This is a genomic window from Candidatus Obscuribacterales bacterium, assembly GCA_019744775.1.
Lineage (GTDB): Bacteria > Cyanobacteriota > Vampirovibrionia > Obscuribacterales > Obscuribacteraceae > SBAT01.
This window is the reverse complement of the sequence record JAIETZ010000004.1, coordinates 406,319-432,498: the sequence shown is the minus strand read 5'-3', so window position 1 is coordinate 432,498 and position 26,180 is coordinate 406,319. Positions and strand designations below refer to the sequence as shown.

Sequence of the window (26,180 nt, the reverse complement as noted above, 5' to 3'; positions counted from 1 at the left end):
GAATTAAACCTCCATGATTTCGGCTTCTTTATCAGTTGTAAGCCTATCGATTTCCTTAACGTACTTGTCGGTCAGCTTCTGCAAAGCCTCTTCCTGACGTTTGATTTCATCTTCTGAAATATGCTCCGCCTTGAGGGCCTTCAATTCGTCAGCCCCGTCGCGGCGAATGTTGCGAACTGCCACTCTGGCTTCCTCTGCGAACTTACGTAAAACTTTGGCTAATTCTTTGCGGCGCTCTTCTGTCAGAGGTGGAATGCCGATCCTTATGACCGAGCCGTCTGAATTTGGAGTCAATCCCAGCTGAGACTTGTGAATGGCTGTTTCAATGTCTTTGAGGCAGCCTTTATCGTATGGCTGAATCAAGAGTGAGCGACCATCAGGTACGGAGATGTTTGCCAGGCTCTTCAAGGATGTTGGGGTGCCGTAGTATTCAACGTCGATGGAATCCAACAAGGCTGGGTTGGCTCGTCCTGTGCGGATAGTTTGAAATTCCCTAACTAAGTTGGCGGCTGCCTTCTTCATGCGCTCTTCAGCAGATGAGAGGACCTCGCTTGTTGTCTTCATTTCTTCCCTCCTGAATGGGCTCCAACAAGAGTACCGATTTCTTCGCCCTGTACAATTTTCTTGATGCTGCCTGCGTGAGCGAAGTCAAAAACTATAAATGGAATGTTGCTCTCCTGGCAAAGCGCCACAGCGGCTGGGTCCATGACGCGCAATCCTTGACGGATATATTGATCGAAACTGATGTCCTGAATTTTCTTAGCATTGGGATTTTTGTTTGGATCATCGTCATAGACGCCATCGACACGGTTTTTTGCCATGAGTATAACGTCGGCTTTTATCTCGGCTGCCCGCAAAGCTGCCGCGGTGTCGGTTGTTACGTGCGGGTTGCCTGTTCCACCACCAAAAATTACTACACGACCTTTTTCCAAATGACGCATAGCACGTAAGCGAATAAAGGGCTCGGCAACAGCGGGCATGGCAATTGCCGTCTGCACGCGGGTGTCGATGCCCTTATTCTTCAATACTTCCTGAAGCAGCAGGCAGTTCATAATTGTAGCCAGCATGCCGACATAATCGGCTGCGGCCTTGTCCATGCCCCAGGCTGCTCCCTGGCTACCGCGCCAGATATTACCGGCGCCGATAACCATGGAAATTTGTACGCCAAGCTCGTAAACGGCTCGCACTTCTTCTGCAATGCGGTCAATAACGACAGGATCTATACCGAATGTCTGAGAGCCCATAAGGGCTTCCCCAGATAATTTGAGGAGGATCCGCCGGTACTTAATGTCCGCCATTTGCTTTGTCCTAACCCAATGATATTGGAATTCGTTGAAGTTGCCTTGCTTAGCTTATGCTTCGCTTTCGCCGAGAATGAACATCACAAAGCTTGTAGGCTTGAGTTCGGCTCCAATTTCGGAACCTTTCTTGGCCAAAAACTGTGCGATCGTTTGGCTTGGATCCTTAACAAAAGGCTGCTCTAAGAGACAGCGCTCTGCCATTAGCTTATCCACGCGACCTTGAACAATCTTCTCGCGCATTTCAGGCTTTTTCTCAGCCAAGTCGGCTTTACCAGATTCAATACGCTTCTCGTTTTCGATAACGTCTGCTGGAATTTCATTGCGGCTGACAAATTGTGGTTTGGCAGAAACAATGTGCATAGCCAAGTCCTTAGCCGTGTCGCCTAGTGCTGCGCCATTCAAGTCCTTGTTGCTTTCAATTGCTACAAGAGCACCCATTTTGCCGCCCAGAGCATGGACGTAAAGTCCAATAACGCCGTGCTTGCCACCGAGATCAACGGAAGCTGCGCGTCTGACGATGATGTTTTCACCTGTTTTGGCGATTCTTTCAGTGATGTAGTCCGAGACTTTGATGCCTTTGATTGATTTGTTCAAAAGATCATCTGCAGAAGCGGCCTTTTCAGCAAGAGCCAATTCAACCAAGTCTTTGGTCAATTGAACGAACTCATCGTTGCGAGCAACGAAGTCTGTTTCGCAATTGATTTCAGCGATTGATCCTGTTTTGCCGTTGTCGGCAACCTTAGCTACCACCAAACCTTCAGAAGCGCTGCGAGCAGACTTCTTCTGGGCAACAGCTACGCCTTTTTGGCGAAGCCACTCGAAGGCTTTTTCAAAATCACCGGATGTTTCTACCAGTGCTTTTTTGCAATCCATCATTGCTGCGCCGGATCTCTCGCGCAACTCTTTAACCATGGTGGCGGAAATTTCTACCATTGTGCTCATTATGTCCTCTTGTATTTAACTTAGTTTTGTCGTTCTAGTCAGCAAATTAAGTGCTCATCTCATCTTCGATGGAGTCGACCATTGCTTGGTCTTTCTCATCGAGGTGAATTGCTGCTCCACCGACTGGAACCAACTCAGGTACTTGAGCTGTGTCTGCAACTGTTATTCTTTCGGCGTCGATGATTGGGCTAATGCCGGATCCTTCGCGTCCTTCGATGATGGCATCAGCAATTTTGCCGGTGATCAATTTGATGGAACGAATAGAGTCATCGTTGCCTGGAATTACGTAGTTGATGCCGTCCGGATCGCAGTTGGTATCGATGATTCCTACTGTGGTGATGCCGAGCTTTTGAGCTTCGGTGACAGCGATTAACTCACGCTTTTGATCGATAATGAACAAGATGTCCGGTTTGCCGCGCATGTTCTTCAATCCACCCAAGGTCTTCTCGAGCTTGGTCAATTCGCGGTTCAAAACGGCAACTTCTTTCTTGGGGCGGCGATAAAATTCGCCGGTGTCACGCATTTCTTCCAGCTCTTTCAAGCGGTTAATGCGCAGACGAATGGTTTCGAAGTTGGTGAGCATGCCACCCAACCAGCGGCGGTTGACGTAGTGAGCACCTGCTCTTTTTGCTTCTTCTTCGACTATATCGGCAGCTTGCTTCTTGGTGCCGACGAAAACAATGTTCTTGCGCTCGGAGGCAGACTTCTTGATGAAATCGCATGCTTTTTCTAGAGCACGTGAGGTCTGTTCGAGGTCGATGATGTAAATGCCGTTGCGCTCACCGAAAATATACGGGCGCATTTTTGGGTTCCAGCGTCTGGTCTGGTGTCCGAAGTGGACGCCGGCTTCCAATAGTTGTCTCATAGTTGCTTGTGACAAGGTTGTTCTTTCTCCTTTTAACGCATACATTGCTGCTTTTCCTTATTGCAATCCGGTGCTGTTCGCAGCACCTTCTTTAACGCTCCGGTTCCGACTACGCGTTATAACGCTACGTCTACACCTTCGCTTGCCTGCCGGCTTTCCGGCATCGCTCCGCTAGCGGATTGCTCATCGCAATCCTTGCTTCGCTTCTTGTAGAACCCTACAAGTGGAGCGCCTCCTCTCGCCAATCTGCGGCGATGAAAAGTCAGGCTGTCCAGACAGGACAACCTCGATGATTCTAGCATAATGGGCTTTGGAAGTAGTATTTGATGGACAAGTACACGTTTTAATCGTTATAATAAATGAAACTTGAAGAAATCCTAAATATGGTCCAAGTGCAAGTCTGTAAGGGGTTTTTCGAGGGATAGGGAGGCATCAACTTAGAGGTCGCGTTTTGTCTAAAGTACTTGTATTAAATGCCTCATATGAACCTCTAAACATTTGTAGTTGGCGCCGTGCCGTTGTCCTTCTCCTGAAGGGTAAGGCTGAGCAAATTGAACACAACGGCAAAGTCATTTACACGGATTTCCCTCTGCCTTCGGTAATCCGGTTGAGGAATTACGTCAAAATCCCGTATAAAGAAATCAGCTTATCCCGGCGCAATGTAATGCACCGGGATAATTACACGTGCCAGTACTGCGGTGTCCGCAAGCACGACCTGACTATAGACCACATTACGCCTCGCAGCCGGGGCGGAATAGATGCCTGGGACAACGTTGTTGCTGCCTGCTTGCGCTGCAATGTGAAAAAAGGCGACAGGACGCCAAAAGAAGCGGACATGCCGCTTAAGATAACTCCTCGCAGACCGCTTTCTCACGTCTATTTTGAAATCTCGAAACATACAGCCACCGGCGAGTGGCAGTGGAAGAAGTACATAATCGGCGCTTAAGTTGATGGACTATCGTAGGGGCGCATTGTATGCGCCCTTTTGTCAGCCCACCCTGTCAAGAGTCGCCTGATCAAATTTTTGAATGTCATGAGGTGATGTCATGGGAGTATAGTGTCAGCCGGAGGTCTCCCTTGGTTGAGCCGAATCTCGGTGTCCAAACCTTGGCTGACGTGGCGATTGATATTGCCACGCCGCAACTTTCGAACAAGCTTTTTACCTATCGTGTGCCTGATTTCCTTATAAAGGAAACCTTTGTCGGCAGTCAGGTTTTTGTTCCGTTTGGCGGACAGGAATTAGTAAATGGTTTTGTTGTCGGCATCAAACAAGTTGAGGGAGCAGAAGCGCAAGGCAACTACAAAGACATCGCCGAATTACTAAGCAGCGATCCGCTTTTTGATGCCAACTACATCGACTTTCTTTATTGGTTGGCTGATTACTACGGAGCTACGCTTGCGTCGGTAATTGCAGCAGCTGTTCCCAATGATTTTGCGCCTCGATTGAAGCGAATTGTGAAGTTGCTTCCCGAAGGTGAGAGTGCCAACGGTAATTTAAATAGTGCCGCGCATAAATTGCTTGCGCCTCTCAAAATGTCCAAGGAGAAAGCTTTGGCGATGAATACGCTAAAGCATAAGAGCAACCTTGGACGCTCTGAATTTTTGAAGCAAATATCACAATTGCGCAAATTGAATTTGATTTCTGTGGAAGCAGAAGCTACTGATTTAGCCAAGCCGAAGATGGTCAACATGGTGTCTCTTATGAAAGAAGGAGGCAATAAACGCCAGGCAGAAATATTGTCCAGCCTTGCCGAAGCTGGTGGGATTCTTGAAGTGCCGCGACTTTTGGAAAAGGCATCAACAACTGGCGCCACGCTGAAGAAAATGGCGGAATTAGGACTAATCAAATTATTCGAGAAGCAAGTAGTACGCGATCCAATGCAGGCGATTATTGAAATGGATCGTGCTTTTGGTGAAGTCGAGAAAGATAAACCAACTGAGAAGAAAAAATTTGATCTAACAGACAATCAAGCGCGTGTTCTTGAGACCTTAAGTGCAGCGTTGAAAGACAAGCACTCCAGCGAGCACGCTGAATCGAAGGAAGAAATACCTTGGCTGCTCTACGGCGTCACCGGTTCTGGTAAGACGGAAATTTATTTGAGGCTCATTCAAGAAGCTCTGGATTTAGGCAAGTCGGCAATGCTTCTTGTGCCGGAAATAAGCTTGACTCCGCAATTGGCTGAGAGGCTGAAGTCTCGCTTCGGAGATAAAGTAGCAATCTGGCACAGTGCCTTAAGTCCCGGTGAACGCTTTGACACATGGCAGAGATTGCGTGCCGGATCCGTTCGCGTTCTTTTGGGTGCGCGCTCGGCAATTCTAGCGAACATGCCCGAACTTGGACTTATTGTCATGGACGAAGAGCATGACGGCAGTTACAAGCAATCGAGCCCTTCTCCTCGCTATCAAGCTAAACGAGTTGCATTGGAGAAAGCGCGTCGCTTAGGCGCAATGCTTCTTTTGGGTAGCGCTACGCCGGATGTTTCCACCTACTTCGATGCCAAGCGAAACAACAGAATATTGAATTTGCCGGAGCGCATTCACAAGCAAGAAATGCCACCTGTTGAATTAGTCGATATGCGTATTGAAGCTGCCGAAGGGAATCGCGGTATTTTCTCGCGAGCATTAGAAGATGCAATTGCCGGCTGCCTTGAGCTGAAGCAACAAACAATATTGCTAATCAACAGACGCGGTTTTGCAAGCTACGTTCAGTGCCAGGCATGTGGCGACGTGGTTAAGTGTCGCAATTGTTCAGTGTCCATGGTTCTGCATCATGGACCGCAAGGTTATCTTGCCTGCCACCACTGTGGTCTAACTTTTGGATTTAAACAAACATGCCCATCTTGCCAGGCGCCGTTTTTGCGTGAATATGGACTAGGTACTCAAAGAGTTGAACATGATTTGAAAGAGCTTTTCCCTGAAGCTCGCATGCTAAGACTAGACAGTGACATCACGCAAAAGCGTGGAGCCTTCGAAGCTGTTCTTAAGCAGTTTGCTCGCGGCGAAGCGGATATCTTAATAGGCACGCAAATGGTGGCAAAAGGACTGGACATAGCCAACGTTACCTTGGTTGGCGTGCTTGCCGCTGATGCCGCATTTAATTTGCCTGATTACAGAAGTATTGAACGTGGATTTCAGTTGTTGACTCAGGTGGCTGGGAGAGCTGGACGCGGGCACGCTCCCGGATCGGTCATTATGCAGACATATAATCCGGAAATGCCTGCGTTGAATTGGGCCAAAGGTCATGACTATGATGCGTTTGTCCAGGAAGAGCTGAGCGCACGAAAAGACCTTGAGTATCCGCCGTTTTCTCAATTGATTCGTTTGGTGATAAGCGGCGAAGATCTGACGGCTGTTGAGGCATTTGCTGATGAGATTGCCGAGGAATTGGCTAAGCATTTGGAAGATCTCGTATCTGATAGTTCTATAAAAGTGCTTGGCCCAAGTCCCTGCTTGATTGAACGCCTTAAGCAAAACTATCGCCATCAACTGATTGTGAAAAATCAAATGGGCGAAGCTGGTCGTGCGCTTGTCGTCTCCTTTTTGAAGAATAAGAAGGTCGACAAAAAGATAACTTTGGCAATCGACGTCGATGCCTACGATTTTGTGTGAGAGAAGGAATCCAGAGTGCTTATTTACTACTTGGTTGTGATTATAGTTTTGCTGGTGGCAGGGCCGTTCCTTCTGCTTATTCCAAAGACCAGAAAAGGTCTTGCCCAAAAATTTGGCTCGGTCCCCGCCGGCATTGGACCATTCAGCAAAAAGCCAATTTGGTTCCACTGCGTATCAGTCGGTGAGTTTAACGCTGCTCTTCCATTGATCAAGCTGTTTCATGAGACTCATCCGGATATTCCGGTGGCTGTCTCGACTGCAACAGCGACTGGACAACAACAGGCCAAAGAAAAGGTCGGAGAATGGGCAACAGTCTTTTATTTCCCATTAGACCTGCCATTTGCCCTCAACAATTGGCTGAAGGCAATTAATCCGGCTCTAGTAGCAATTGTTGAAACAGAGATCTGGCCTGGTTTTATGCACGAATGTGCCAAGCGGAAAATTCCAGTCATGGTGATAAACGGTTGCATTTCGCCAAGATCATTTAAGACATACAAAAAACTGAGCTTTTTCTTTGGACCAGTGGTACGCAGTTTCAGCTTTATTTCCGCTCAGTCGCCGAAAAACCTCGAACGCTATCGCTCTCTTGCCGGCATCGAAATTCCAGGGACTTGTCCCGGCAATTTAAAAGTTGATGGATTGAAGCCCGTTACACCTGAGACCAAGGCTGAGATCGCTAAGAAGTTAAACCTGTCTGCAAGTGACGCGGTGATTATCGGTGGTTCTACGCACGAAGGCGAAGAGTCTGTCTTGCTTAGCGTGTATAAGCGATTGATCACCGAAAGGAGTTGGGACCCATCGTTTGTTCCTACGCGTTTGATTTTGGTGCCGCGACATCCCGAGCGTTTTGAAGCGGTGACTTCACTGGTTAAATCCATGGGACTGAATCCACGTCTTTATTCTCGTGGCGAAGGCTTTGAATCGGACAATGATGTTTTTATTCTGGATACTATTGGTCAGCTTTCTCAGTACTATTGTGTAGCGACTATAGCCTTTGTCGGCGGTACGCTTGTTCCAATCGGTGGTCACAATCTATTGGAGCCATACGCTTACAATGTCCCTGTGATTTGCGGCAAGCACATCGACAAGACAAGAGACATCGCTAACGGACTTTTGGATAAGAATGCTCTGATCATGGTGAATGACGGCAAGGAGCTGTACTTCCATCTGGCACTTCTTCTGAAAGACGAAGCAAGACGCAAAGCAATTGGAGAAGCCGGTAATAGTTACTTGTCCGAGTCGCAAGGCGCAGTGAAAAAGACTTTGTCCATATTGGAAAAGCAATTGGGAGTTGTTTATGAGTTGGGGTAATCCCGGTGATTCACTAGAAAAGCTCGGGCAAGTGGCGCTTGCTCCCATTTCGTTTTTCTATGGTTTAGGCATAAACATTCGTGGATTAGCCTATCAATTGGGACTTCAGAAGCGCGTCAAACTGCCGGCCTTTGTGGTAAGCGTCGGCAATATCACCGTCGGCGGCACAGGAAAAACTCCTGTAGTGATTGATTTGGCCAAGCGCTTTACTGATGCCGGCTACAAAGTCGCTGTTCTCAGCAGAGGCTATAAGAGAAAATCGCAAGATGCATATGTTGTTGTTTCAGATGGGCAAGGCAATTTCGCCTCTTGTGAAAATTCCGGTGACGAGCCGTATTTAATTGCCAAGTCTGTACCGAAGTCAGTAGTCATCGTTGGTAGCAAGCGTGTCGAAACAGGGCGTATCGCCTGTGAAAAATATGGTTGTAACGTCATCCTGCTCGATGATGGATTTCAGCATTGGGCGCTTGCGCGTGATCTGGATATAGTCTTAATCGACTACTACGACAATCCGGAAAATGATGCTTTGCTTCCGGCAGGAAGATTGAGAGAAAATCTTGATGCTCTCAATAGAGCAAAATACGTTGTTATAACTAAAGTCCCTGACGATGCAGATGAAGACAAGCTGGAGAATTTAAAAGAACAAATTGCCCATCATGCTCCGCAAGCGAAGATTGCAACATGCAGTTTTGTCTACAAATCGCTCACTAAAATCGATGATTCGCATGAGCACCAGCTTGAAGAATTGAAGGACAAACCAGTTTTGGCCTTCAGCGCAATTGCCAGACCGCAAAGTTTTATCACAAGCCTGGAAGGGCTTGGTATCACGGTCGTTGCAGAAGTGGATTTTCCAGATCACCACTGGTTTTCCACTGATGATATGAAAGCAATTTCTGACGAGATGAAGGATTCCACCGCCATTCTTGCAGTGACGACCGCCAAGGATGCCGTGCGCATCACTCCGGAACTAGCTCCGGATATGCCCGTCTATGTATTGAACTTGGACACTGCCTGGCAGGGGGATTTCCCGAATCCCGAAAATTTCCGGCAGGACGGCGCTTTATAATCCGAAATAAGGCTGCCTGTTTTGCTGTTAATCAGGTCTTGCCAAATGTATAATCTTGATTAACATGGTCTATGAGCCCGGCAGTCGTTAGGACTTCCCAAGCCGGTTTTTGGACCATCGGTAGATGATGAGGACCCTTAAGACGCAGTGTCAGTGGAAGCTATAGGCAAAAGACTCTTTGAAGTGTTGGAACCGCAAGGTCGAACACCGGAGGAAGTTGCCAAAGTCCGCAAGGCTTATGAGTTTGCTTCCAAGGCTCACGAAGGGCAATTCCGCAAATCGGAAGATCCTTACATCATTCACCCTGTCGAAGTTGCCACCATTCTCGCGGAATACAACGCGGATGCCGACACTATTTGCGCTGGACTGTTGCACGATGTGCTGGAGGACTGTAATGTCTCCGGCGACGAAATGGAAAAGGCTTTTGGTAAGGACGTGCGCCAGATTGTCGAGGGCGTAACCAAATTAGGTAAGTTCAGCTTTAGTTCGAAAGAAGAACGTCAGGCGGAAAACTTCCGCAAGCTAATCATGGCGATTGCCGATGATGTGCGCGTTGTGTTGGTGAAGCTAATAGATCGTCTGCACAATATGCGCACCCTTGACTATATGGCGCCGAACAAGCAAAAGGACATAGCCAAAGAGACACTGGAAATTTATGCGCCACTGGCCAATAGATTCGGCTTGGGACGTATGAAATGGGAATTGGAAGATCTTGGACTCAAGTATCTCTATCCGGAAGACTTTGCCGAAATTGAAAGGCTTGTTGCCAAGAGTCGAGAAGAAAGAGAATCGCTTATAGAGGAAGTGGTATCAAAATTTCGCCACGAACTTTCTTCAAAAGGAATTGAATCGGAGATAGTCGGACGCCCAAAACACTTATTCGGCATCTGGAAGAAGATGAAGCGGCAGGAAAAAGCTTTTGAAGAGCTTTACGATGTACTTGCCATTCGCATCATCATCGAAAGCTATGAGGACAAAAATTACTGCGAACTATCAAATGATCCCGACACTCAAAAGTGTTATGAGGTTATGGGTCTTGTGCATGCGCTTTTCCGTCCTATACCTGGACGGTTTAAAGACTACATTGCTATGCCTAAGGCTAATAGCTATCAGTCGCTGCATACTGCTGTAATTGGTCCTCATGGTCATCCTATTGAAGTGCAAATGCGCACGCGCCGTATGCACCAAGTGGCTGAATACGGTATCGCCGCTCACTGGAAATACAAAGAATCGGGTGAGGCAGTAACCGCTGATTCACAACTGGATCGCAAATTATCCTGGTTGCGCCAGTTGGTCGAGTGGCAACAAGACTTGAAAGACGCCCAAGAATATCTCGACACGGTAAAAATGGACTTGTTTGCCGACGAGGTATTCGTCTTCTCCCCTCGTGGAGAAGTCTTCGACTTACCGCGTGGCGCCACGCCAATTGACTTTGCCTACCGCATTCACACAGACATCGGACACAAGTGTATCGGCGCACGCATCAACGACAGAATTATTCCGTTGGGTACTGAACTTAAAAACGGCGACATTGTAGAGATAATTACCAGTAAAAATGCGCGTCCGCGTATGGACTGGCTGAACATAGCCAAAACCCACGGCGCTAAAAACCGCATCAGACAGTGGTTTAAGAAATACCACCGCGAAGAGCACATTGCCCAAGGCAGGCAAATGCTGGAAGCAGAATTCGGCAAATCAAATCTGGATGAAGTTCTTAAGTCCGAAAACTTCAAAGAAATTGGCCGCAAGATAAATCTCAACGAAGTAGACGACATTATTGCCGCAATTGGCTATGGCGATATTTCCATGTCGCAAGTCGTCAACAAAACTCGTGAGTCGGAGAGAAAAGAAAAGTCCAAATTACCGCTTAGCGCACCTGTCCAAGAAGCCAAAGCAGCAAACGTCGGCAGCCTCGGCGGACTAATGCATTATTTAGCTAAGTGCTGCTCACCTGTACCAGGCGAAGAAATTATCGGCGTTGTCACCCGTGGCTCAGGCATAGCCGTCCACAGAAGCGACTGTACTAATTTGACAAAGGAAAATGCCGAACGACAAATGGTCGTTGCCTGGTCGACAGACAGACAGCAAGCTTATCCAGCAACACTTGTTATTGAATGTATCGATCGCGTAGGCATCGCCGGCGATATCCTTAAGAAAGTATCCGACCACAAAATAAACTTGCAAGATCTTCGAGTTGAAACGCACCGCGAAGATAAGACAGCCACAATTACCCTTATCATTGACGTTTCGGATATCGAGCAACTCAATCGCATAGGCGGCGCAATTGGACTAATAAGCGATGTAATACGTGTCCAGCGCCAAGACCACAGAAAGAAAAACGGCAAAGGCACTAGCACAAACGTAACACCTCTGCAAAAGCCGCAACGTCACAGACCACAGTCCAAAAAATCCGAATGAAAATCTGTCTAGCAACAAAAAATCAAGGCAAGCTCAAAGAACTAATGAAGATTGCTCAAGAGTTTGCCGGCACTTCAGATTTGGAATTGGTCATTGCTCCTGAAGGTTTTGATCCGGAAGAAACCGGAACGACCTTTGTAGAAAACGCCATTATCAAAGCCACCGAAGCGGCCAAGCTTTCCGGATTAACTTCCGTAGCTGATGATTCAGGGCTATGTGTCGATGCTCTTGATGGTCGTCCTGGAATTTACTCCGCTCGTTATGCTGAAGGAAACGAAGCTAATGGACGAACCAAGTTGTTAACCGAGCTCAAAGAAATTCTTGAATCGGAGCGCCAAGCTGCTTTCGTTTGCGCCATGGCTGTTGTTGCGCCTACAGGAAAAATAGTATTTCAAACGGAGAAACGCTGGAATGGCATAATTGCTATTGCAGAGAGAGGTCAGAATGGCTTTGGCTATGATCCAATTTTCATTCCCGAAGGAGCCAATATTACTTCTGCTGAAATGAATGATGAGGAAAAGAATCTCGTATCTCATAGAGGACAAGCTTGGCGGTCCGTATTGTCATTTTTACAAACTTCCTAAGACTGGCACATTCGTTTTCTTTCGTAATTTCCCCAATGATCTCGCAGTGCTGGGAGATTATATTTATCTGAGTAGTTGTAGCCACCGAATGAGGATTTGCAGCGATGAGTGGATTTGAGAAAAAAGGCGAAAGTCAAACTAACGTTGCAGGAACAGATTCGAGACTGTGGGATTGTGCCTATAGTCGTAATGACGTACAAGCGGACAAAGACTCGATAGTAGCTGCTTATAATATTCCGGGTTATCCGAACGGGCAGGATAAATTAGTTCAAAGCTTCAATAACAGCCAGTGGCACAAGAATTTCATTTTGATAAATAATCCAGTCTCCCCGGAGCAGATTGTGGATGAACTTCTTTCCCAAGTGAAAGAACACGGTAAGCCACTAGGAAATCTCTTTATTGGGGCTCATGGTTTTCGACAAGGTGGATTTACCTTAGGGGGTTATAAGTACGGTTTTGGTGACCCAAAAGTTTTGTCCGCCTTTTCCAGGTTGAAAAACTTCATGGCTCCTGGTTCTTGTATTACTTTTAACAGCTGCGAGGCAGGCGCTGGGGAACTAGCTCCAATTGGATTGCAAAAATTGGCTGATGCAACCGGTGCGAATGTGAAAGCTTTTGAGTGGGATCAGTATGCTGGATTGCTTGATGGTGTTGGTCCCGCCGTAGAGAAAGCGCCTTCACTCGGCGCCAAGGGCGCTAAGTCCAGTCTCGATGAAGGTACAGTTTCTGCGCTAACGGCGTTTGCGGAATCTCAAGACGCCGAAACCTTAGCCAAAATGTTTAGCAAGATTCCTCAACAGGAGCATTTAGAGGCTGTCTTTTTAATGGGGCTTTATCACGACCGCAGAGTAAGAGAAGGGGTAGCCAAAGATAACATTGTTCTAGGCTCAGAAAAAACTGCCGATGGTTCAAGACTTTTTGTTGATTTGGTGAAGAAGCATCCCTCGCTATTTGGTGTGACTAATCTATTTTGGCCAGATCGTTCCAAAATATTTCGGGAAGAAATTAAGGGCAAGTCAATCGAATTCAAAAATGATTTCGATAACCAGTGGGGAATTCCTCGTGCGTCTGGTTTGTCTGATGAATGGCACTAGCTGTTTTTAGACCATCTTCCTCTTCTCTAGTTCCTTTCTGGCTGCCAACCGCTTGGTAAGTTGGGTCCTTGAATAGTCTCTGTCCTTGACGGATGACAAATGGTATGACAAAATGGAATCCATAAGGGAATCCAGCCGTACGGTCTGAGGAATTCGCTCATGGGTGAAGGCAAAAGCAAATTCACTGCCAGTGTTCGAGAGACGGTCGTTGATCGTCTTGATGAGAAGGTAGCGCAGTTAAAAGTGAACCGGAGCGAAGCCGTTGAGCAGGCTATTGAAATGTGGCTGAGGAAAAAGGCGGAGGAAGAAGAGGAGGCATATTTTGCAAATTACGTTGAAACGGAAGAAGATGCCTCATGGGTCGCGCTAACCACCTATTCATTCTGGCAAAGTCTCGATGAGTAGTCGAAAACAGAAACTTGAAGTTGCGGCGACTCAACCCGTACCGCGGCGTGGCGAAATATGGATGGCCCAAAGCAATCCGGTGTTTCCCAACGATCCTCATTTGCCTCGACCGGTTTTGATTATTTCCACCGATCCACGTAATCGGGCATTGAAAAACGTGATTGTGGTTCCTTTCAGCAGCGGTTTAGCAAAACCTTTTCCATCGTTTCACAAATTCGTTTCGAAGGGCGAAGGCGGGTTACCAAAAGACTCATTTGCGCGTTGTGATTATGTAAGCACTATGGCGAAATCTTGCTTGAACCCTAACGGACCATTAGGGCAGCCCGTTTCGGAAAAGTCCCTTGAGGAAATCGTTAAAGGGATCCAGTCCGCCATCGGAGACAATCCCCTGGTTTAGCCAATTCGCGAATGTTATTTGTCAATGTATGCACTACCAGATATAATGTATACATGAAAAGCATGCATAATCAAAAAACCGTTCAGCTGACTATTAGGAATGTGCCTGAGCAAGTCAAAAAACTGTTGAGCAGGCGTGCCAAATCCGACTCTATAAGCCTGAATACTGCGCTGGTTGAGGCACTTTGTGAGGCGGCAGGAATTTTGCCTGGTGGTGCCACACACACTGATCTCGATGAATTATCGGGACGATGGAATGATGATCCCGAATTTGATCAGGCGATACTGGCCCAACAGGAAATAGACCACGAGATGTGGCAGTGAGAATTGCCATTGATACCAACCGCTACGTTGATTTTTCCAAAGGTGATAATTCGGCTAAGGAAGCATTGCGGCGCGCGAGCGAAATTTTTGTGCCACTTGTGGTTTTAGCTGAGTTGCGCGCTGGGTTTCTTCTAGGATCGCGCGGTAATGAAAACGAACAGCTCTTAGTGCGATTTCTCAATTCTCCGCGAGTAAATGTCCTTTGTCCTGACGACAATACCAGTCACCATTATGCTCGAATTTTCCTGCAGTTGAAAAAGCAAGGTACGCCAATTCCGACCAACGATATTTGGATTGGCGCTCTGGCTATTCAGCATGAGCTTATTCTATTTAGCAGGGATCGACATTTTGACCACCTGCGTCAGATTCCCATTTTGGCTTAAGACGTATTGTTGGCTGGAAAGCAAGAGTTGTCTTGAAGCTCGTTGCTTAAGTCGCGTATCAGGGAAATGAGCGCAAAAGCGGCTAAAATACATGGTCTTTGACTTGTCAATTGACTGACTCAAGCACTTGAGGCGTTTTATGGCTTATAACGATTTACGTGAATTTTTGAAAGTCCTGGAGAAGGAAGGTGAGCTGCAGCGCATTGATGTGCCGGTTTCGACTGACTTGGAAATCGCCGAGATAACGGACCGCATAAGCAAATCGCCGGAAGGGAAGAACAAGGCGCTCTTGTTCACCAACGTCAAAGGCTATGACATGCCTGTGCTTATCAATGCCTTTGGTTCGACTAAGAGAATGAACCTGGCGCTTGAGGTAGATAATCTCGACGAGATAGCCGACAGAATTCGCAAGCTTGTTAAACCCAAAGTGCCGGAAACAATAATGGCCAAAATGGCCATGCTTCCAACTCTCATGGAGGTCGGTCAATTCCCGCCTAAAGTGACAAGAATGGCAGCTCCATGTCAGGAAGTTGTTGTAACTGATCCGACTCAGGCGATGCTCGACAAATTGCCTGTCATCAAATGCTGGCCGCTTGATGCTGGTGATTTTATTACCCTGCCTGTGGTCATCACCAAAGATCCCAAATCAGGCATTCGCAACGTAGCCATTTACAGACTGCAGCGTTACGACAACACAACGACAGGTATGCACTGGCACAAGCATCACGACGGAGCTCGTCATTTTGAAGATTCGCGTCGCGACTCAATGGAGTCTGCCCACTTAACAGGTAAAGGCGGACAAGCTGCAATAAGCTTTAGACCATCCGATGAAGAAACCGGACGACTGCAAGAAATGCTCGACAGCATTGGCAACGCAGCCCGTTCTCACGCGGGTGCAAATCCATCTCCATCGTATCAGCCGGAAGAGCCGCCGAATTACGGCACGTTTTTCGATAAGAGCCAGTATGAGAAGCCGGGCAACCGTCTGGAAGTGGCAGTGGCTCTTGGTTGTGATCCAGCTATTACATATGCTGCTTCAGCTCCTTTACCGCCGGATATTGACGAGATGGTATTTGCCGGATTCTTGCGCAAGTCACCGGTTAAATTGGTCAAGTGCGTAAGCGTCGACTTGGAAGTGCCGGCAGCGGCCGAAATTGTTATAGAAGGATATGTAGACCAGCAAGAGTTAAAAGAAGAAGGTCCTTTTGGTGATCACACAGGCTTTTATAGTTTGGCTGGCCTTTTCCCTGTGTTTCACGTGACTGCTGTTACACACAGACGCAGTCCCATTTATCAGACAACTATTGTCGGCAAGCCTCCACAAGAAGACTGCTATTTAGGTAAGGCAACCGAGCGCATCTTTTTGCCGATGGTTCAATTACTCGTGCCGGAAATTGTGGATATGAATCTGCCATGGGAAGGAGTTTTCCATAATTGCGCCATTATCTCCATCGACAAGCGTTATCCAGGTCATGCTCGCAAGGTTATGGCAGCTGTCTGGGGGCTTGGACAGCTGATGTTCACTAAGTTTGTGATTATTGTCGACAAGGACATCAACGTCCAAAACTTATCCGAAGTTGCCCTCAATGTCTTTGGCAACTGTGACCCCAAGCGGGATACGATGTTTGTGGATGGCCCTTTGGACATTCTGGATCACGCCTGCCCAATTCTGGGTTATGGCTCAAAAGTGGGTATTGATGCCACTCGCAAGTGGCGCTCGGAAGGTTTTAACCGTGATTGGCCACGAGAATTGACCATGTCTGAGGACATAAAAAGCCTCGTAACCCAGCGCTGGCACGATTACGGGTTTTGAACCAGAAGATTTAATGTTCTAAGTTTTAGAAATGTGAATTTCGGGCATAACAGAAGAGTCATCCCTGAAAACTAGTCCAGTTCTTTCATTCGGGCTTTTCGAGTTGAGTTCCCTGGGCTAAACCCAACTAAAACGGAAACATATGCAGTTGAGCAAGCGCCTCGGGTCATGCTTGTTGGCCCTTTTTGTGTCTTTTACGATGATGTACCAGCCTGCCCAGGGACATCGTTCGCAACCGCAGGAAATTTATCATCGCGCCTGGCAGTTGGTAAAAGACAACTACTACGATGCCAATTTCAACAATCAGAATTGGACAGCGTGGGAGCACAAGTACGACGCGCAAATCCGTAACAGCAGCGACGCTCATGCGGCTATCAAGCGCATGCTCGAGAGCTTGTCTGATCCTTATACTCGCTTTTTAGATCCTAGAGCCTTCCAGGATGAAAACGATGCGATAGATGCCAGAATTGTCGGCATCGGAATAAACCTCCAGCAATCGAAGGACAACACCAAATTAATCGTCACCCGCACAATTGAAAACAGCCCTGCCGAAATTGCCGGAATAAGAGCTGGAGATGAAATTGTAGCGATCGACGGCTCTTCTGCTATCGGGCTTACGCCAGAGCAAGCCGCTGAAAAAATTCGCGGTCAGCTAGGCTCCCCTGTGAAGATTGCAGTTAAGCACAAAGAGCAAGTTGTGGCGTTCAACATCGTTAGAGCAGAAATAACCATTCACGCTGTGTCCTACAAAATCATGCAACCGAACATTGGTTACATCCAACTCTCGACTTTTATCTCCAACGATGCATCCAAAGAGTTCAGAATGGCTTTGCAGAAGTTGTCCACAACCGATGGTTTAATCGTCGACTTGAGAGACAATCCAGGCGGATTACTTTCCAACGCTTTGGAAATTGCCGATATGCTCTTGGAAGATGGAGCAATTGTTTCAACCATAGGACGCCATGGCAAGCACACTGACGTTGCTTCCGGTGAGCCACTCACGCATCAGCCAATGGTTATCCTTGTAGATGAAGATAGTGCTTCAGCAAGTGAAATTTTAGCCGGTGCACTGAAAGATAACTCTCGCGCTGTGGTTATCGGTACTCGCACATACGGCAAAGGTCTCGTACAAGAGATCAACCGTCTACCGGGGGGTGCGGCTATTCACATTACAGTGTCGAAGTACTTCACGCCAAACGGCAGCGACATCAACAAAGTAGGTGTAGCTCCGGATATTCAAATCAAAGATAAGGAAGAGCAGGTAAAAATGGCACTCGATTACCTCAAGGAAAAGATTGCCCAACTGCACAATCCAGCTCCTTCCGGCAGCCTCTCATTCGTTCCGTAAAAGCCGTATTGTTGGGTTCGAGGGTATTCTGCCCCTACGCTGAGTGATTGGCGCCAGGGGCAGATTTCTTAAGTGCCAAGGGCAGAAATCTTAAAGAGGTATCTCATATGATTCGTGTGAGAAAGGCATCCGAACGAGGATCAAGCAATTCAGACTGGCTGGATAGTAAGCATAGTTTTTCATTTGCTGAATATTACGATCCCGAACATATGGGTTTTGGACCGTTGCGCGTGATCAATGAAGATGTGATCGATCCCGGAAAGGGCTTTGGTTCGCATCCTCATAGGGACATGGAAATTATTACCTACATAATAGAAGGCGCTCTCGAACACAAAGACAGCATGGGTACATGTGAAGTTATTCGTAAAGGCGAATTACAGCGCATGAGCGCAGGCACAGGCGTCGTACATAGCGAATTCAATCATTCTGCTTCTGAACCTGTTCACCTATTACAGATTTGGATTCGTCCGGAAAAATCTGGTATTCAACCAGGCTATGAACAGAAGCAAATTGAACTCGGTAAAAACTCATGGAAAATTCTAGCCGGACCAGAAGTCTCTGAGAGTAGCCTCTGTATTCATCAAAATGTTGTGCTGTTGGGATCCAGCATTGATGCTGGTCAGTCTCTTGCCGTGCCATTGCACTGCTGGCTGCAGGTAGTAAAAGGCCATGCACGAATCGGGGATTTGGAGATCCAGTACGGAGATGGTGTGGCCGTTAGCAATGAGTCTGAACTGAGTCTGACTGCTCTCGAGCTGACAGAAGTACTTTTATTTGATATGTCGAAACTATATTAATACCGTGGCATTTCTCTCGATACCGGAGCGGCGCCAGTGTCTTGTCCCATTGCGCCCATACCGTCATACTGTCCGGTAACTCGCTGACCACCATCCTGATAGGTGCCGTAATTTGTTCCATATCCTTGATTGCCATTGTAACCAGCCATGTGCCCGGAAGTGGTATTTGTTTGACCAAGCATATTCTTAAAAGTCTTCGAGGGGTCATTTGAGCCACGTAGTTGCGGATTCATCAAGGTTGTTTTGCATTCAGCCTTCAATTGCAGTTCATTCCATTTTTTGCGATTGTTTTCCGCTGTGACTTGCGCTTGATCATTCTTAAACCAGCCATCCCAAAAATTCTGTTGCTTCTGTTGTGTTCCGAGAGTTTGTCGCCAGGTAGGTTGATTCTGCGAAAAGGCAGGATTATAGAATGCTGTTGCCAGCAATAATGACAAACTCAGCGTTAGTCGAATTAACATATGCAGCCTCTCGCTCACCAATTTCAGATATACCCATAGGCAAGCTGATAGTCACCAGGGCTTAACATTAACTGGTGGTGCCAAGCGTGAGTATGCGGGTATGAGTATGCGGGTATATGTATAGAAGGCTTAGTATTGTGCTCTGGACTGGGAGGATCAATGGGACAGCGTGATTCAATAAGGTCTCTTGCTGCGAAATTTTTGGTTGTTTTCAGTTTGATACTCTCCGGTATCGTTCCGCCTTCTTATGCTTCCGGACTGAATTATGAGCCTGATATTGTTCTGGCAGTACCCGCTGATCAGTTGAAATGTACTGAATTAGTGAAATCACTTGGTGCAAAGGTAGTCGCTGATCGTAGTTTGACTTTTGCGCATTTACTGAGAATTCAGACTCCAGCGGGCAAGGCACCTGAAATTTGTGCAACGCTAGCGAAAGACCCATCGGTCGTGGGTGCACAGCTTAACTACCGTTGTGCATGGAATCAAACTTCAGCTGCAGCCAATGATCCGTATTTCTCCAATCAATGGAATTTGTTCTATTGCAGCTTTCCAAAGGCATGGCAAGTGTCCAAGGCGTACAACCACTACATAACTTTTATGGATTCAGGAATAACTGCATTGGGAGATCTTCAGGGGAAATGCCCTAGTGGCGGAGCGGACGTAGTTTATGGAAGCTCATACGGCGGCAATTATCAATTAGATGAAGTCCCCGAGGGAGGTCACGGCACCAAGGTCGCAAGCGTGGCTGCGGCAATCTGTAATAACAACAAAGACATAGCCGGTGCGGATACGGGCGCTTACGCAATGTCAATCAAAATTGGTAATCAATATGGAACGGATGACGAACACATAATCATGGGTTTTGCTGAAGCCCGCAAAAAAACGAATTCACCGATAGTTGTTATTGGTGCTTGTCCAATTGATGCTGGTTGGACGCTAAAGAGTCATCCTCTGGTCTACGCCATGATAGGGTTGTTTCACGATGATGGCGGACTCGTTTTTGCTCCAGCCGGAAATGCCGGTATGAGACTAAACGGTTGGATTAGTCCAAACCTAATTCTTGTGGGTGCGGCAGACAAGGAAGGACAGCGCTGTAGTTTTTCCAATTACGGTGGTCCTGTGTGGTTTGGTGCTCCAGGTAGTAACATTTTCGCAACTGATAATACGGGCAAGCTCGTCACTGTTAGTGGCACGTCGTTTGCAGCAGCTCAAGTAGCTGCTGTGGCAGCAATTGTTTGGAATAACCATCCAACTTTTACTGCTGACGAAGTACTGTATTGTCTAACGAAAGGCACAACGTCTTCAGGTCCCGGACTTGGATATGGAATTATCAATGCTGAAAAAGCACTGGCCGCATCTGGAACATTTGTTGAGGGCAGCATGGTTGCAACAGGACCTCAGGAGAGAACTCCGAAGCCGCGTCCACAATCGGGCACAACTGCTAAAACAGGTACTCAAACTGCAACGCCTCCCAAACCTGTGTCGTCACCTGCAACATCTCAACCTGTAACCACCAATGCATCTGCACCGGCTACACCAGCGCCGGAACCGACGAGACCGCAGGCACCGGAGACAGCAAATACACCAGCGCAAGAAGCACCACAAGCATCTGCGCCGGAGACAGCAAATACACCAGCGCAAGAAGCGCCAAAAGCATCTGCACCGGAGACAGCAAATACACCAGCGCAAGAAGCACCAAAAGCATCTGCACCGGAGACAGCAAATACACCAGCGCCGGAACCGACGAGACCGCAGGCACCGGAGACTGCAAATGCACCAGCGCCGGAAGCACCAAAAGCATCTGCGCCGGAGACAGCGAATGCGTCTTCTCCAGAGCCAACGAAACCATCTACGGCGGATGCAATAAATTCGTCAGCACCGGAAACATCAAATGCTTCTGCACCGGGAACATCTCACGCATCCTCGTCGGAACCATCAAAAGGTACAGGAACCAGCTCAGGCGGTGGAACTGCCAGTGGTGGAACTGCCAGTGGTGGCACTGGTGGTGGCGGCGGGTCACGAGGCGGTAGTCCACCAAGCGGTAGCTCGGGCGGTGGTGGAGGCGGAGGTGGCGGCGGCTCAGGCGGTGGTGGCGGTAGCTCAGGAGGAGGCGGTGACAGCTCGGGTGGTGGCGGCAGCTACGGAGGCGGCGGCGGTAGTTCCGGTGGAGGAAATAGCAGCAGTAGCTCAGCAGGAAGCGGCACCGCAGCCGGCAGTTCCGGTGGTGGGGACAGGGGCGGTCAATCCAGAGGATCAAGGTCCGGCGGTAACCAACCGAGACGTTCAGCTCCGGCTCCAAAGCCTGCTACACCGGACAAAGGACACTAAGCTGAGTAAAGACGTCGCTCCGGACAAACCTCTTCGAGAATCGACTGCACTTGTTTAAGTAGTCCACCTAAACCTTGGCGCTTAATTGCTGAAACGACAATTGGATTTGGCACTTGTGCTGCGAGCCATTCTAAATCTTCTTGACGCACGACATCGGCTTTATTCAAGACAGTGATCATCGGCTTATCGATAGCGGAAAGCTCGCTCAATACATCGTAGACGGAATTTATCTGGTCTAAGACGTTTGGATGCGAAGCATCAACAACGTGCATAAGAACATCTGCCATGGCAACTTCTTCAAGTGTTGCTTTAAATGCCGCAATAAGATCTGTCGGCAGCTTTTTGATAAATCCTACCGTGTCTGTCATCAATACAGGACTGTTGTCCGGCAGGACGGTTCTTCTAGTTGCCGGATCCAACGTAGCGAAGAGTTTGTTTTCCACAAGCACTTCAGCTTTAGTCAAAGCATTCAAAAGAGTTGATTTGCCTGAGTTTGTATAACCAGTAAGCGCTACTGTCGGCAAATGTTCATCCTGGCGCTTGCGTCTTTGTGTTTGACGATAGTTGTGAATGTTGACTGTTTGCTTTTGCAAAAGCGTAATGCGATCGCGGATACGGCGTCTGTCAACTTCAAGCTTGGTTTCACCAGGGCCTCTTGTTCCTATTCCGCCGCCCAGTCTGCTCAAGGTCAATCCTTTACCGATTAGTCGTGGGAAAAGATAGTTGAGTTGAGCAAGCTCAACTTGCAGTTTTCCTTCTTTGGTCTGTGCGCGTTGAGCAAAAATATCGAGAATTAGTTCTGTCCGATCAATTACTTTGACGCCGACAATCTCTTCCAAATTGCGTTGTTGATTTGGAGTCAGCTCATCATCAATGATAACCAGATTGGCCCCCATCTCTTGTACGAGAAGGGCAAGCTCCTGCACTTTGCCGGAGCCGAAAAAGTATCGTGCGTCAGGCGTAAAGCGGCTTTGAGTAAGGCGACCGCATACAGTAGCTCCTGCCGATCGAGCTAGTTGAGCAAGCTCATCTAGTTCGTCTTCCACCATCCAAGCATCGGTTTCTGCAGTTATTAGTCCTGCCAAAACTGCGCGTTCTTCGCCTTTGCCTAATTTCAGGTTTGGAGCAAGCTTGGAAAATTCATCTTCCAGAGAAGATATCAACCCTGCAAAATCTTCAGTTTCGGCCATGCGAACAGTAGATGGTTGCATCAGCTTCCAAATATCACCATCGCTGGAACGCTTAGGCAGCAAATGTGCGATATGGACAACATCGGCCAATACGCCATGTTCACCTTTCTTGCTACTAAATGATCCCTGAGGGTTTACTTCAATCGTTGCTAAAAGATCAAGGCGATGACGAGCAAGGACTTGCAGACTTTCTTTAGATGGAGTCTGGCGATTGACCTTATTGCCGCCGTTTACTAAAAGGGTATGAATAATGCGATGACCGCAAAGACGTCCCGGTCCCACACGCACGCCGCGCAACTCCGGCATATTTACATCGGAGGGTTGCCCGAGGGTGACATTTACGACCTGACCACGCCGGTCAATGACCAGAGATATAGGATAACCAGTTTCGTGGGAGAATTCTGCAGCCGATTCGGCAATATCTAGCGTGAGTACTTTATCGACTGGGATGCGTTCTTGAAGAAGTCGTTCAAGCTTCTTAATTTCAGATTTTTTCAGGCCTTTACTTTTCGACAGATCAAGTTTGCCGTGCAAGTTAGTTACTACCTCTCTGATTGTTTTTTGGCACCCAGTATTGAAGTCTCACAGTGGGATCATACCCCAAAATGGCAATTATTAGACGCCTAATTTAATGTTCCGGCTGCCGATAGCTGGTGACGCAGCAAGGGGCGAATGCCTGACTCACCGCAAGATTTGAGGTTCGGAACAACCTTGCCGGGGTTCAATATACCTTCTGGATTGAAAGCAGTATGCACATAAGACATGCATTGGAGATCTGTTTGGCTAAAAGCCAAAGGCATCTCGTCCAATTTCTCAATTCCTATACCGTGCTCGCCTGATAATGTGCCGCCCAGCATCAGGCACAGCTCTAAAATTTCCCGGGCTGCATTCATCACGCGCAGAGTCTCTTCTTGATTGTCGCGGTGAAACAAAATGGCCGGGTGCAAATTGCCATCGCCTGCATGATATACATTTGCGATCATCACTTTGTATTTTTCGCTGATGGCTGCAATTGAAGAAATTGCCTCAGCTAGTTTTGATCTTGGAATTACTCCGTCCAACACATATGCATGTGGAGCAATTCGGCCGAGCGCTCCAAAGGCCGATTTACGCGCCTTCCATATAGACATTCTTTCCTGAGGGTTTTCTGCCCATGAAATATTAGTGGCGCTATTTTTCTTGACGCAATCAATAACAATTTCTTTTTGTGCGGCAATGCCTGCCTTTTGTCCGTCGAGTTCGACAATCAAAAGTGCACCCGCATCTTTTTGCAGTCCTAACTTTAAAGCGTCCTCAACAGCATTGAGAGTTAGTTTGTCGATCATTTCCATAGCAGCTGGAATTACGCCATGAGCAACAACGTCTGATACGGCTTGCCCGCCTTTCTCTACTGAGGGGAAATAGGCGATCATAGTTTCAATTTGCTTAGGTAACGGAGTTAGCTTCAACGTAGCTTCAACCGCAATGCCGAGTGTGCCTTCCGATCCAATAAAGACACCTAGAAGATCCAATCCTGAATTGTCACGCGCCTTGCCGCCAAAAGTTGTAACTCGACCGTCCGGTAGAACTACCTTTACGCCCACTACATGCTGGTTTGTCATGCCGTATTTAAGCGTATGCGGACCACCGGAATTCTCGGCGATATTACCGCCAATTGTTGATGCAATTTGGCTGGATGGATCCGGAGCAAAATAAAGACCCCATTTGGCTGTTGCCTTGGAAACAGCAATATTGGTTACGCCAACTTCTACAGTTGCGGTGAGATTTTCCGGATCAATATTGATTATTTTCTTCATGCGCGTCAGAACAAGACTGATACCACCCATGATTGTGGTGGCACCACCTGATAGTCCAGTACCTGCGCCACGAGGGGAAATAGGCACTTTGTGCTTATTGGCTAGTTTCACAACTGCCGATACTTCGTCGGAGTTTCCGGGAAGTACAACTAAATCCGGACGAGCCGTATCCAGCGTTTCTCCGTCACATTCATATACTGCAAGATCCACGGGTGATGATAAAACATGATCACGTCCGACGATGCCGACTAATTCCTGCTCTAACTGATGATACTTAGTGTCCGACATTTACCGTCTCCTTATCGCCTTCGGTTGCCTTATAACCCTCATCACCCATGTTTTGTGTGAAGGTGGCAAATTTTTCTACCGATTGCCTGTTTGATCCCTCGGGGAATTTTAAAAGATCAGGTTTTCTTGCTTGCCACATAATTGCGTGACAGGCGAGAGTATCGAACATCATATTTGAAGACTTCTGCAATACCGTTAGTCCGTCAATGCGGCCATCCTTGGTCACTACATAGCGGATTTTGACTCCTAAAGGAGGGCTGTCCTCAAACTTTTGCAGAGCTAAAAAATCAAAGCGCGCATAAATTGCTTCTGCCAAACGTTTGTGCCAAGCGTCCCAGGCAAGTTCTATTTCTTTGCTTTCGGGCTTGTTTTCCGGAACAAAGGTCTTCTCAATGTCACTTCTTCCAAGTGAAGTAGATGACTTACCCGGCTTTGCCGGTGCGATATTTTCGTCTTGCCCAACGGAGCCATGTAATGCCGGTTTGCTGAGGGCAAACCCCGCAGTAGTAAGAGTGAGAAGACCAGCAAGAAGGATTCGAGTTGTCATTGAGCCTTGTCTTAACGTATAGCTCAAAATATAGCAGCAGTAATAGCTTTATGCTACCGACATGCCTAGCGTTTCCTGCTCTTGGGCTTCTTGACGTAATTTACTCAATTCAACGATCATTTGACTGCGTACGTAATTACTTAAGGCATGAGAGTCGTAATTGAAATCCTTGGGATAGACAGGAGCGAGAGCTTTTACTCTTATATCTGAATGAAAACCAATTTGCAGAGATCCTTTTCGCATGATTTGCCTTGTACCATCAATCACGATAGGAAGAATTGGTACATCAGCATCTGCCGCCAACTTAAAGGCACCATAACGAAATTTTTGAATCTCGCCGTCTGGCGAGCGCGTGCCTTCGGGAAACATCATTACCGAAGTCTTTTGAGATAACCAATATCGACAGGATTTGAGCATTTCTTTTGTGCTGGAGCCATTGCCGCGTCTGATTCGGACATATTGGTTGAGCGTAAGTGTCCAGCCGATAACGGGGACGCGAAACATCTCCTCTTTGGAAACCCATTTGAATGGACGCATAATGCCGTAAAGGACCAAGATATCCATTAGGGATTGATGGTTGGAAACAAATACATAACTCATGTTTGGCTCGATCGTCGAGAGCCCGTCGAATTTGACCGACCAACCAGGGTTGACGCGTATAAAGTGATGTCCGCTCAAGCTTGAGAAATGATGAGTCAGCTTGCCGGTCTTGTCGAAAGGAAAAGTGACGACCTTAACTGCGGCGGACACAGTCAGTAGCACGAAACCCATCGTGAAGAAGTAAATGCCGTATAAAACGCTGAAGAAGTCTGGCATGACATAACCTCAGTTGGCCCACCTTTCTCGTACCCTTTACGACCCCCCGTTTAACCGCCCCTTGGCAACAGGGTTTTATACAAAGATGCCTGATTGGC

At 47.6% G+C, this 26,180-nt stretch carries 24 protein-coding genes; 15 read left to right on the top strand and 9 right to left on the bottom strand.

Going from position 1 to position 26,180, the window contains the following annotated elements; all coding sequences use genetic code 11:
• Positions 1–3: 3 nt before the first annotated feature.
• From frr to rpsB, 4 genes are read right to left on the bottom strand one after another with little or no spacing between them, the layout of a single operon-like run.
• Positions 4–564, bottom strand: a complete 561-nt coding sequence (frr, locus tag K2Y22_11410; protein ID MBX9879055.1) for a ribosome recycling factor — start codon at positions 562–564, stop codon at positions 4–6.
• The gene (pyrH, locus tag K2Y22_11405; GenBank protein ID MBX9879054.1) at positions 561–1,298 is read right to left on the bottom strand and encodes a UMP kinase; all 738 of its coding nucleotides are present in this window, start codon (positions 1,296–1,298) and stop codon (positions 561–563) included. Before pyrH ends, frr begins: the two co-directional genes overlap by 4 nt.
• A 54-nt stretch (positions 1,299–1,352) precedes the next feature.
• Positions 1,353–2,243 carry a translation elongation factor Ts gene (tsf, locus tag K2Y22_11400; GenBank protein ID MBX9879053.1) on the bottom strand — a complete coding sequence of 297 codons (891 nt, stop codon included), beginning with the start codon at positions 2,241–2,243 and terminating at the stop codon, positions 1,353–1,355.
• Between the two features lie 46 nt (positions 2,244–2,289).
• Entirely contained in the window at positions 2,290–3,123 is an 834-nt protein-coding gene (rpsB, locus tag K2Y22_11395; GenBank protein MBX9879052.1) for a 30S ribosomal protein S2, read from the bottom strand.
• A gap of 436 nt (positions 3,124–3,559) precedes the next feature.
• On the opposite strand from rpsB, the gene K2Y22_11390 reads away from it, so the two are divergent.
• The 14 genes from K2Y22_11390 (at position 3,560) to K2Y22_11325 (ending at position 18,656) form a co-directional block, all read left to right on the top strand.
• Positions 3,560–4,054: an HNH endonuclease gene (locus tag K2Y22_11390; protein MBX9879051.1), complete on the top strand. Its 495-nt coding sequence runs from the start codon at positions 3,560–3,562 to the stop codon at positions 4,052–4,054.
• A 131-nt stretch (positions 4,055–4,185) separates the two neighbouring features.
• Entirely contained in the window at positions 4,186–6,717 is a 2,532-nt protein-coding gene (priA, locus tag K2Y22_11385; protein ID MBX9879050.1) for a primosomal protein N', read from the top strand.
• Between the two features lie 15 nt (positions 6,718–6,732).
• Positions 6,733–8,028 carry a 3-deoxy-D-manno-octulosonic acid transferase gene (locus tag K2Y22_11380; GenBank protein MBX9879049.1) on the top strand — a complete coding sequence of 432 codons (1,296 nt, stop codon included), beginning with the start codon at positions 6,733–6,735 and terminating at the stop codon, positions 8,026–8,028.
• The gene (gene lpxK / locus K2Y22_11375) at positions 8,015–9,094 is read left to right on the top strand and encodes a tetraacyldisaccharide 4'-kinase (GenBank protein MBX9879048.1); all 1,080 of its coding nucleotides are present in this window, start codon (positions 8,015–8,017) and stop codon (positions 9,092–9,094) included. Before K2Y22_11380 ends, lpxK begins: the two co-directional genes overlap by 14 nt.
• Before the next feature lie 147 nt (positions 9,095–9,241).
• The gene (locus K2Y22_11370; protein MBX9879047.1) at positions 9,242–11,512 is read left to right on the top strand and encodes a bifunctional (p)ppGpp synthetase/guanosine-3',5'-bis(diphosphate) 3'-pyrophosphohydrolase; all 2,271 of its coding nucleotides are present in this window, start codon (positions 9,242–9,244) and stop codon (positions 11,510–11,512) included.
• Positions 11,509–12,096 (top strand): RdgB/HAM1 family non-canonical purine NTP pyrophosphatase, encoded by a 588-nt coding sequence (gene rdgB, locus K2Y22_11365; protein ID MBX9879046.1) that lies wholly within the window; start codon positions 11,509–11,511, stop codon positions 12,094–12,096. The genes K2Y22_11370 and rdgB overlap by 4 nt, the downstream gene beginning before the upstream one ends.
• 104 nt (positions 12,097–12,200) lie before the next feature.
• The gene (locus K2Y22_11360) at positions 12,201–13,190 is read left to right on the top strand and encodes a hypothetical protein (GenBank protein MBX9879045.1); all 990 of its coding nucleotides are present in this window, start codon (positions 12,201–12,203) and stop codon (positions 13,188–13,190) included.
• A 159-nt stretch (positions 13,191–13,349) separates the two neighbouring features.
• On the top strand, positions 13,350–13,595 hold the full coding sequence (locus K2Y22_11355) for a ribbon-helix-helix domain-containing protein (GenBank protein ID MBX9879044.1): 246 nt from the start codon (positions 13,350–13,352) through the stop codon (positions 13,593–13,595).
• Positions 13,588–13,992: a type II toxin-antitoxin system PemK/MazF family toxin gene (locus K2Y22_11350; protein ID MBX9879043.1), complete on the top strand. Its 405-nt coding sequence runs from the start codon at positions 13,588–13,590 to the stop codon at positions 13,990–13,992. The genes K2Y22_11355 and K2Y22_11350 overlap by 8 nt, the downstream gene beginning before the upstream one ends.
• 62 nt (positions 13,993–14,054) lie before the next feature.
• Complete coding sequence (locus tag K2Y22_11345) at positions 14,055–14,315, top strand: hypothetical protein (GenBank protein ID MBX9879042.1); 261 nt, start codon at positions 14,055–14,057, stop codon at positions 14,313–14,315.
• On the top strand, positions 14,306–14,698 hold the full coding sequence (locus tag K2Y22_11340; protein ID MBX9879041.1) for a type II toxin-antitoxin system VapC family toxin: 393 nt from the start codon (positions 14,306–14,308) through the stop codon (positions 14,696–14,698). The genes K2Y22_11345 and K2Y22_11340 overlap by 10 nt, the downstream gene beginning before the upstream one ends.
• Positions 14,699–14,837: 139 nt before the next feature.
• The gene (locus tag K2Y22_11335) at positions 14,838–16,511 is read left to right on the top strand and encodes a UbiD family decarboxylase (GenBank protein ID MBX9879040.1); all 1,674 of its coding nucleotides are present in this window, start codon (positions 14,838–14,840) and stop codon (positions 16,509–16,511) included.
• Positions 16,512–16,653: 142 nt separating this feature from the next.
• On the top strand, positions 16,654–17,859 hold the full coding sequence (locus K2Y22_11330; GenBank protein ID MBX9879039.1) for a S41 family peptidase: 1,206 nt from the start codon (positions 16,654–16,656) through the stop codon (positions 17,857–17,859).
• Positions 17,860–17,966: 107 nt separating this feature from the next.
• Positions 17,967–18,656 carry a pirin family protein gene (locus K2Y22_11325; GenBank protein ID MBX9879038.1) on the top strand — a complete coding sequence of 230 codons (690 nt, stop codon included), beginning with the start codon at positions 17,967–17,969 and terminating at the stop codon, positions 18,654–18,656.
• Here K2Y22_11325 and K2Y22_11320 read toward each other — a convergent pair.
• A complete protein-coding gene (locus K2Y22_11320; GenBank protein ID MBX9879037.1) occupies positions 18,653–19,117 on the bottom strand; it encodes a hypothetical protein in 465 nt (154 codons plus the stop codon). The genes K2Y22_11325 and K2Y22_11320 overlap by 4 nt on opposite strands.
• Positions 19,118–19,276: 159 nt before the next feature.
• On the opposite strand from K2Y22_11320, the gene K2Y22_11315 reads away from it, so the two are divergent.
• The gene (locus tag K2Y22_11315) at positions 19,277–21,445 is read left to right on the top strand and encodes a S8 family serine peptidase (GenBank protein ID MBX9879036.1); all 2,169 of its coding nucleotides are present in this window, start codon (positions 19,277–19,279) and stop codon (positions 21,443–21,445) included.
• On the opposite strand, the gene hflX is transcribed toward K2Y22_11315, so the two are convergent.
• The 4 genes from hflX to K2Y22_11295 all read right to left on the bottom strand — a co-directional run bounded on the left by hflX (position 21,442) and on the right by K2Y22_11295 (position 26,082).
• Positions 21,442–23,169, bottom strand: a complete 1,728-nt coding sequence (gene hflX, locus K2Y22_11310) for a GTPase HflX (protein ID MBX9879035.1) — start codon at positions 23,167–23,169, stop codon at positions 21,442–21,444. The genes K2Y22_11315 and hflX overlap by 4 nt on opposite strands.
• Positions 23,170–23,258: 89 nt before the next feature.
• The gene (locus tag K2Y22_11305; protein ID MBX9879034.1) at positions 23,259–24,719 is read right to left on the bottom strand and encodes an FAD-binding protein; all 1,461 of its coding nucleotides are present in this window, start codon (positions 24,717–24,719) and stop codon (positions 23,259–23,261) included.
• Positions 24,706–25,266: a TonB C-terminal domain-containing protein gene (locus K2Y22_11300; GenBank protein ID MBX9879033.1), complete on the bottom strand. Its 561-nt coding sequence runs from the start codon at positions 25,264–25,266 to the stop codon at positions 24,706–24,708. Before K2Y22_11300 ends, K2Y22_11305 begins: the two co-directional genes overlap by 14 nt.
• A gap of 48 nt (positions 25,267–25,314) precedes the next feature.
• Positions 25,315–26,082, bottom strand: a complete 768-nt coding sequence (locus K2Y22_11295; protein ID MBX9879032.1) for a 1-acyl-sn-glycerol-3-phosphate acyltransferase — start codon at positions 26,080–26,082, stop codon at positions 25,315–25,317.
• Between the last annotated feature and the right edge of the window lie 98 nt (positions 26,083–26,180).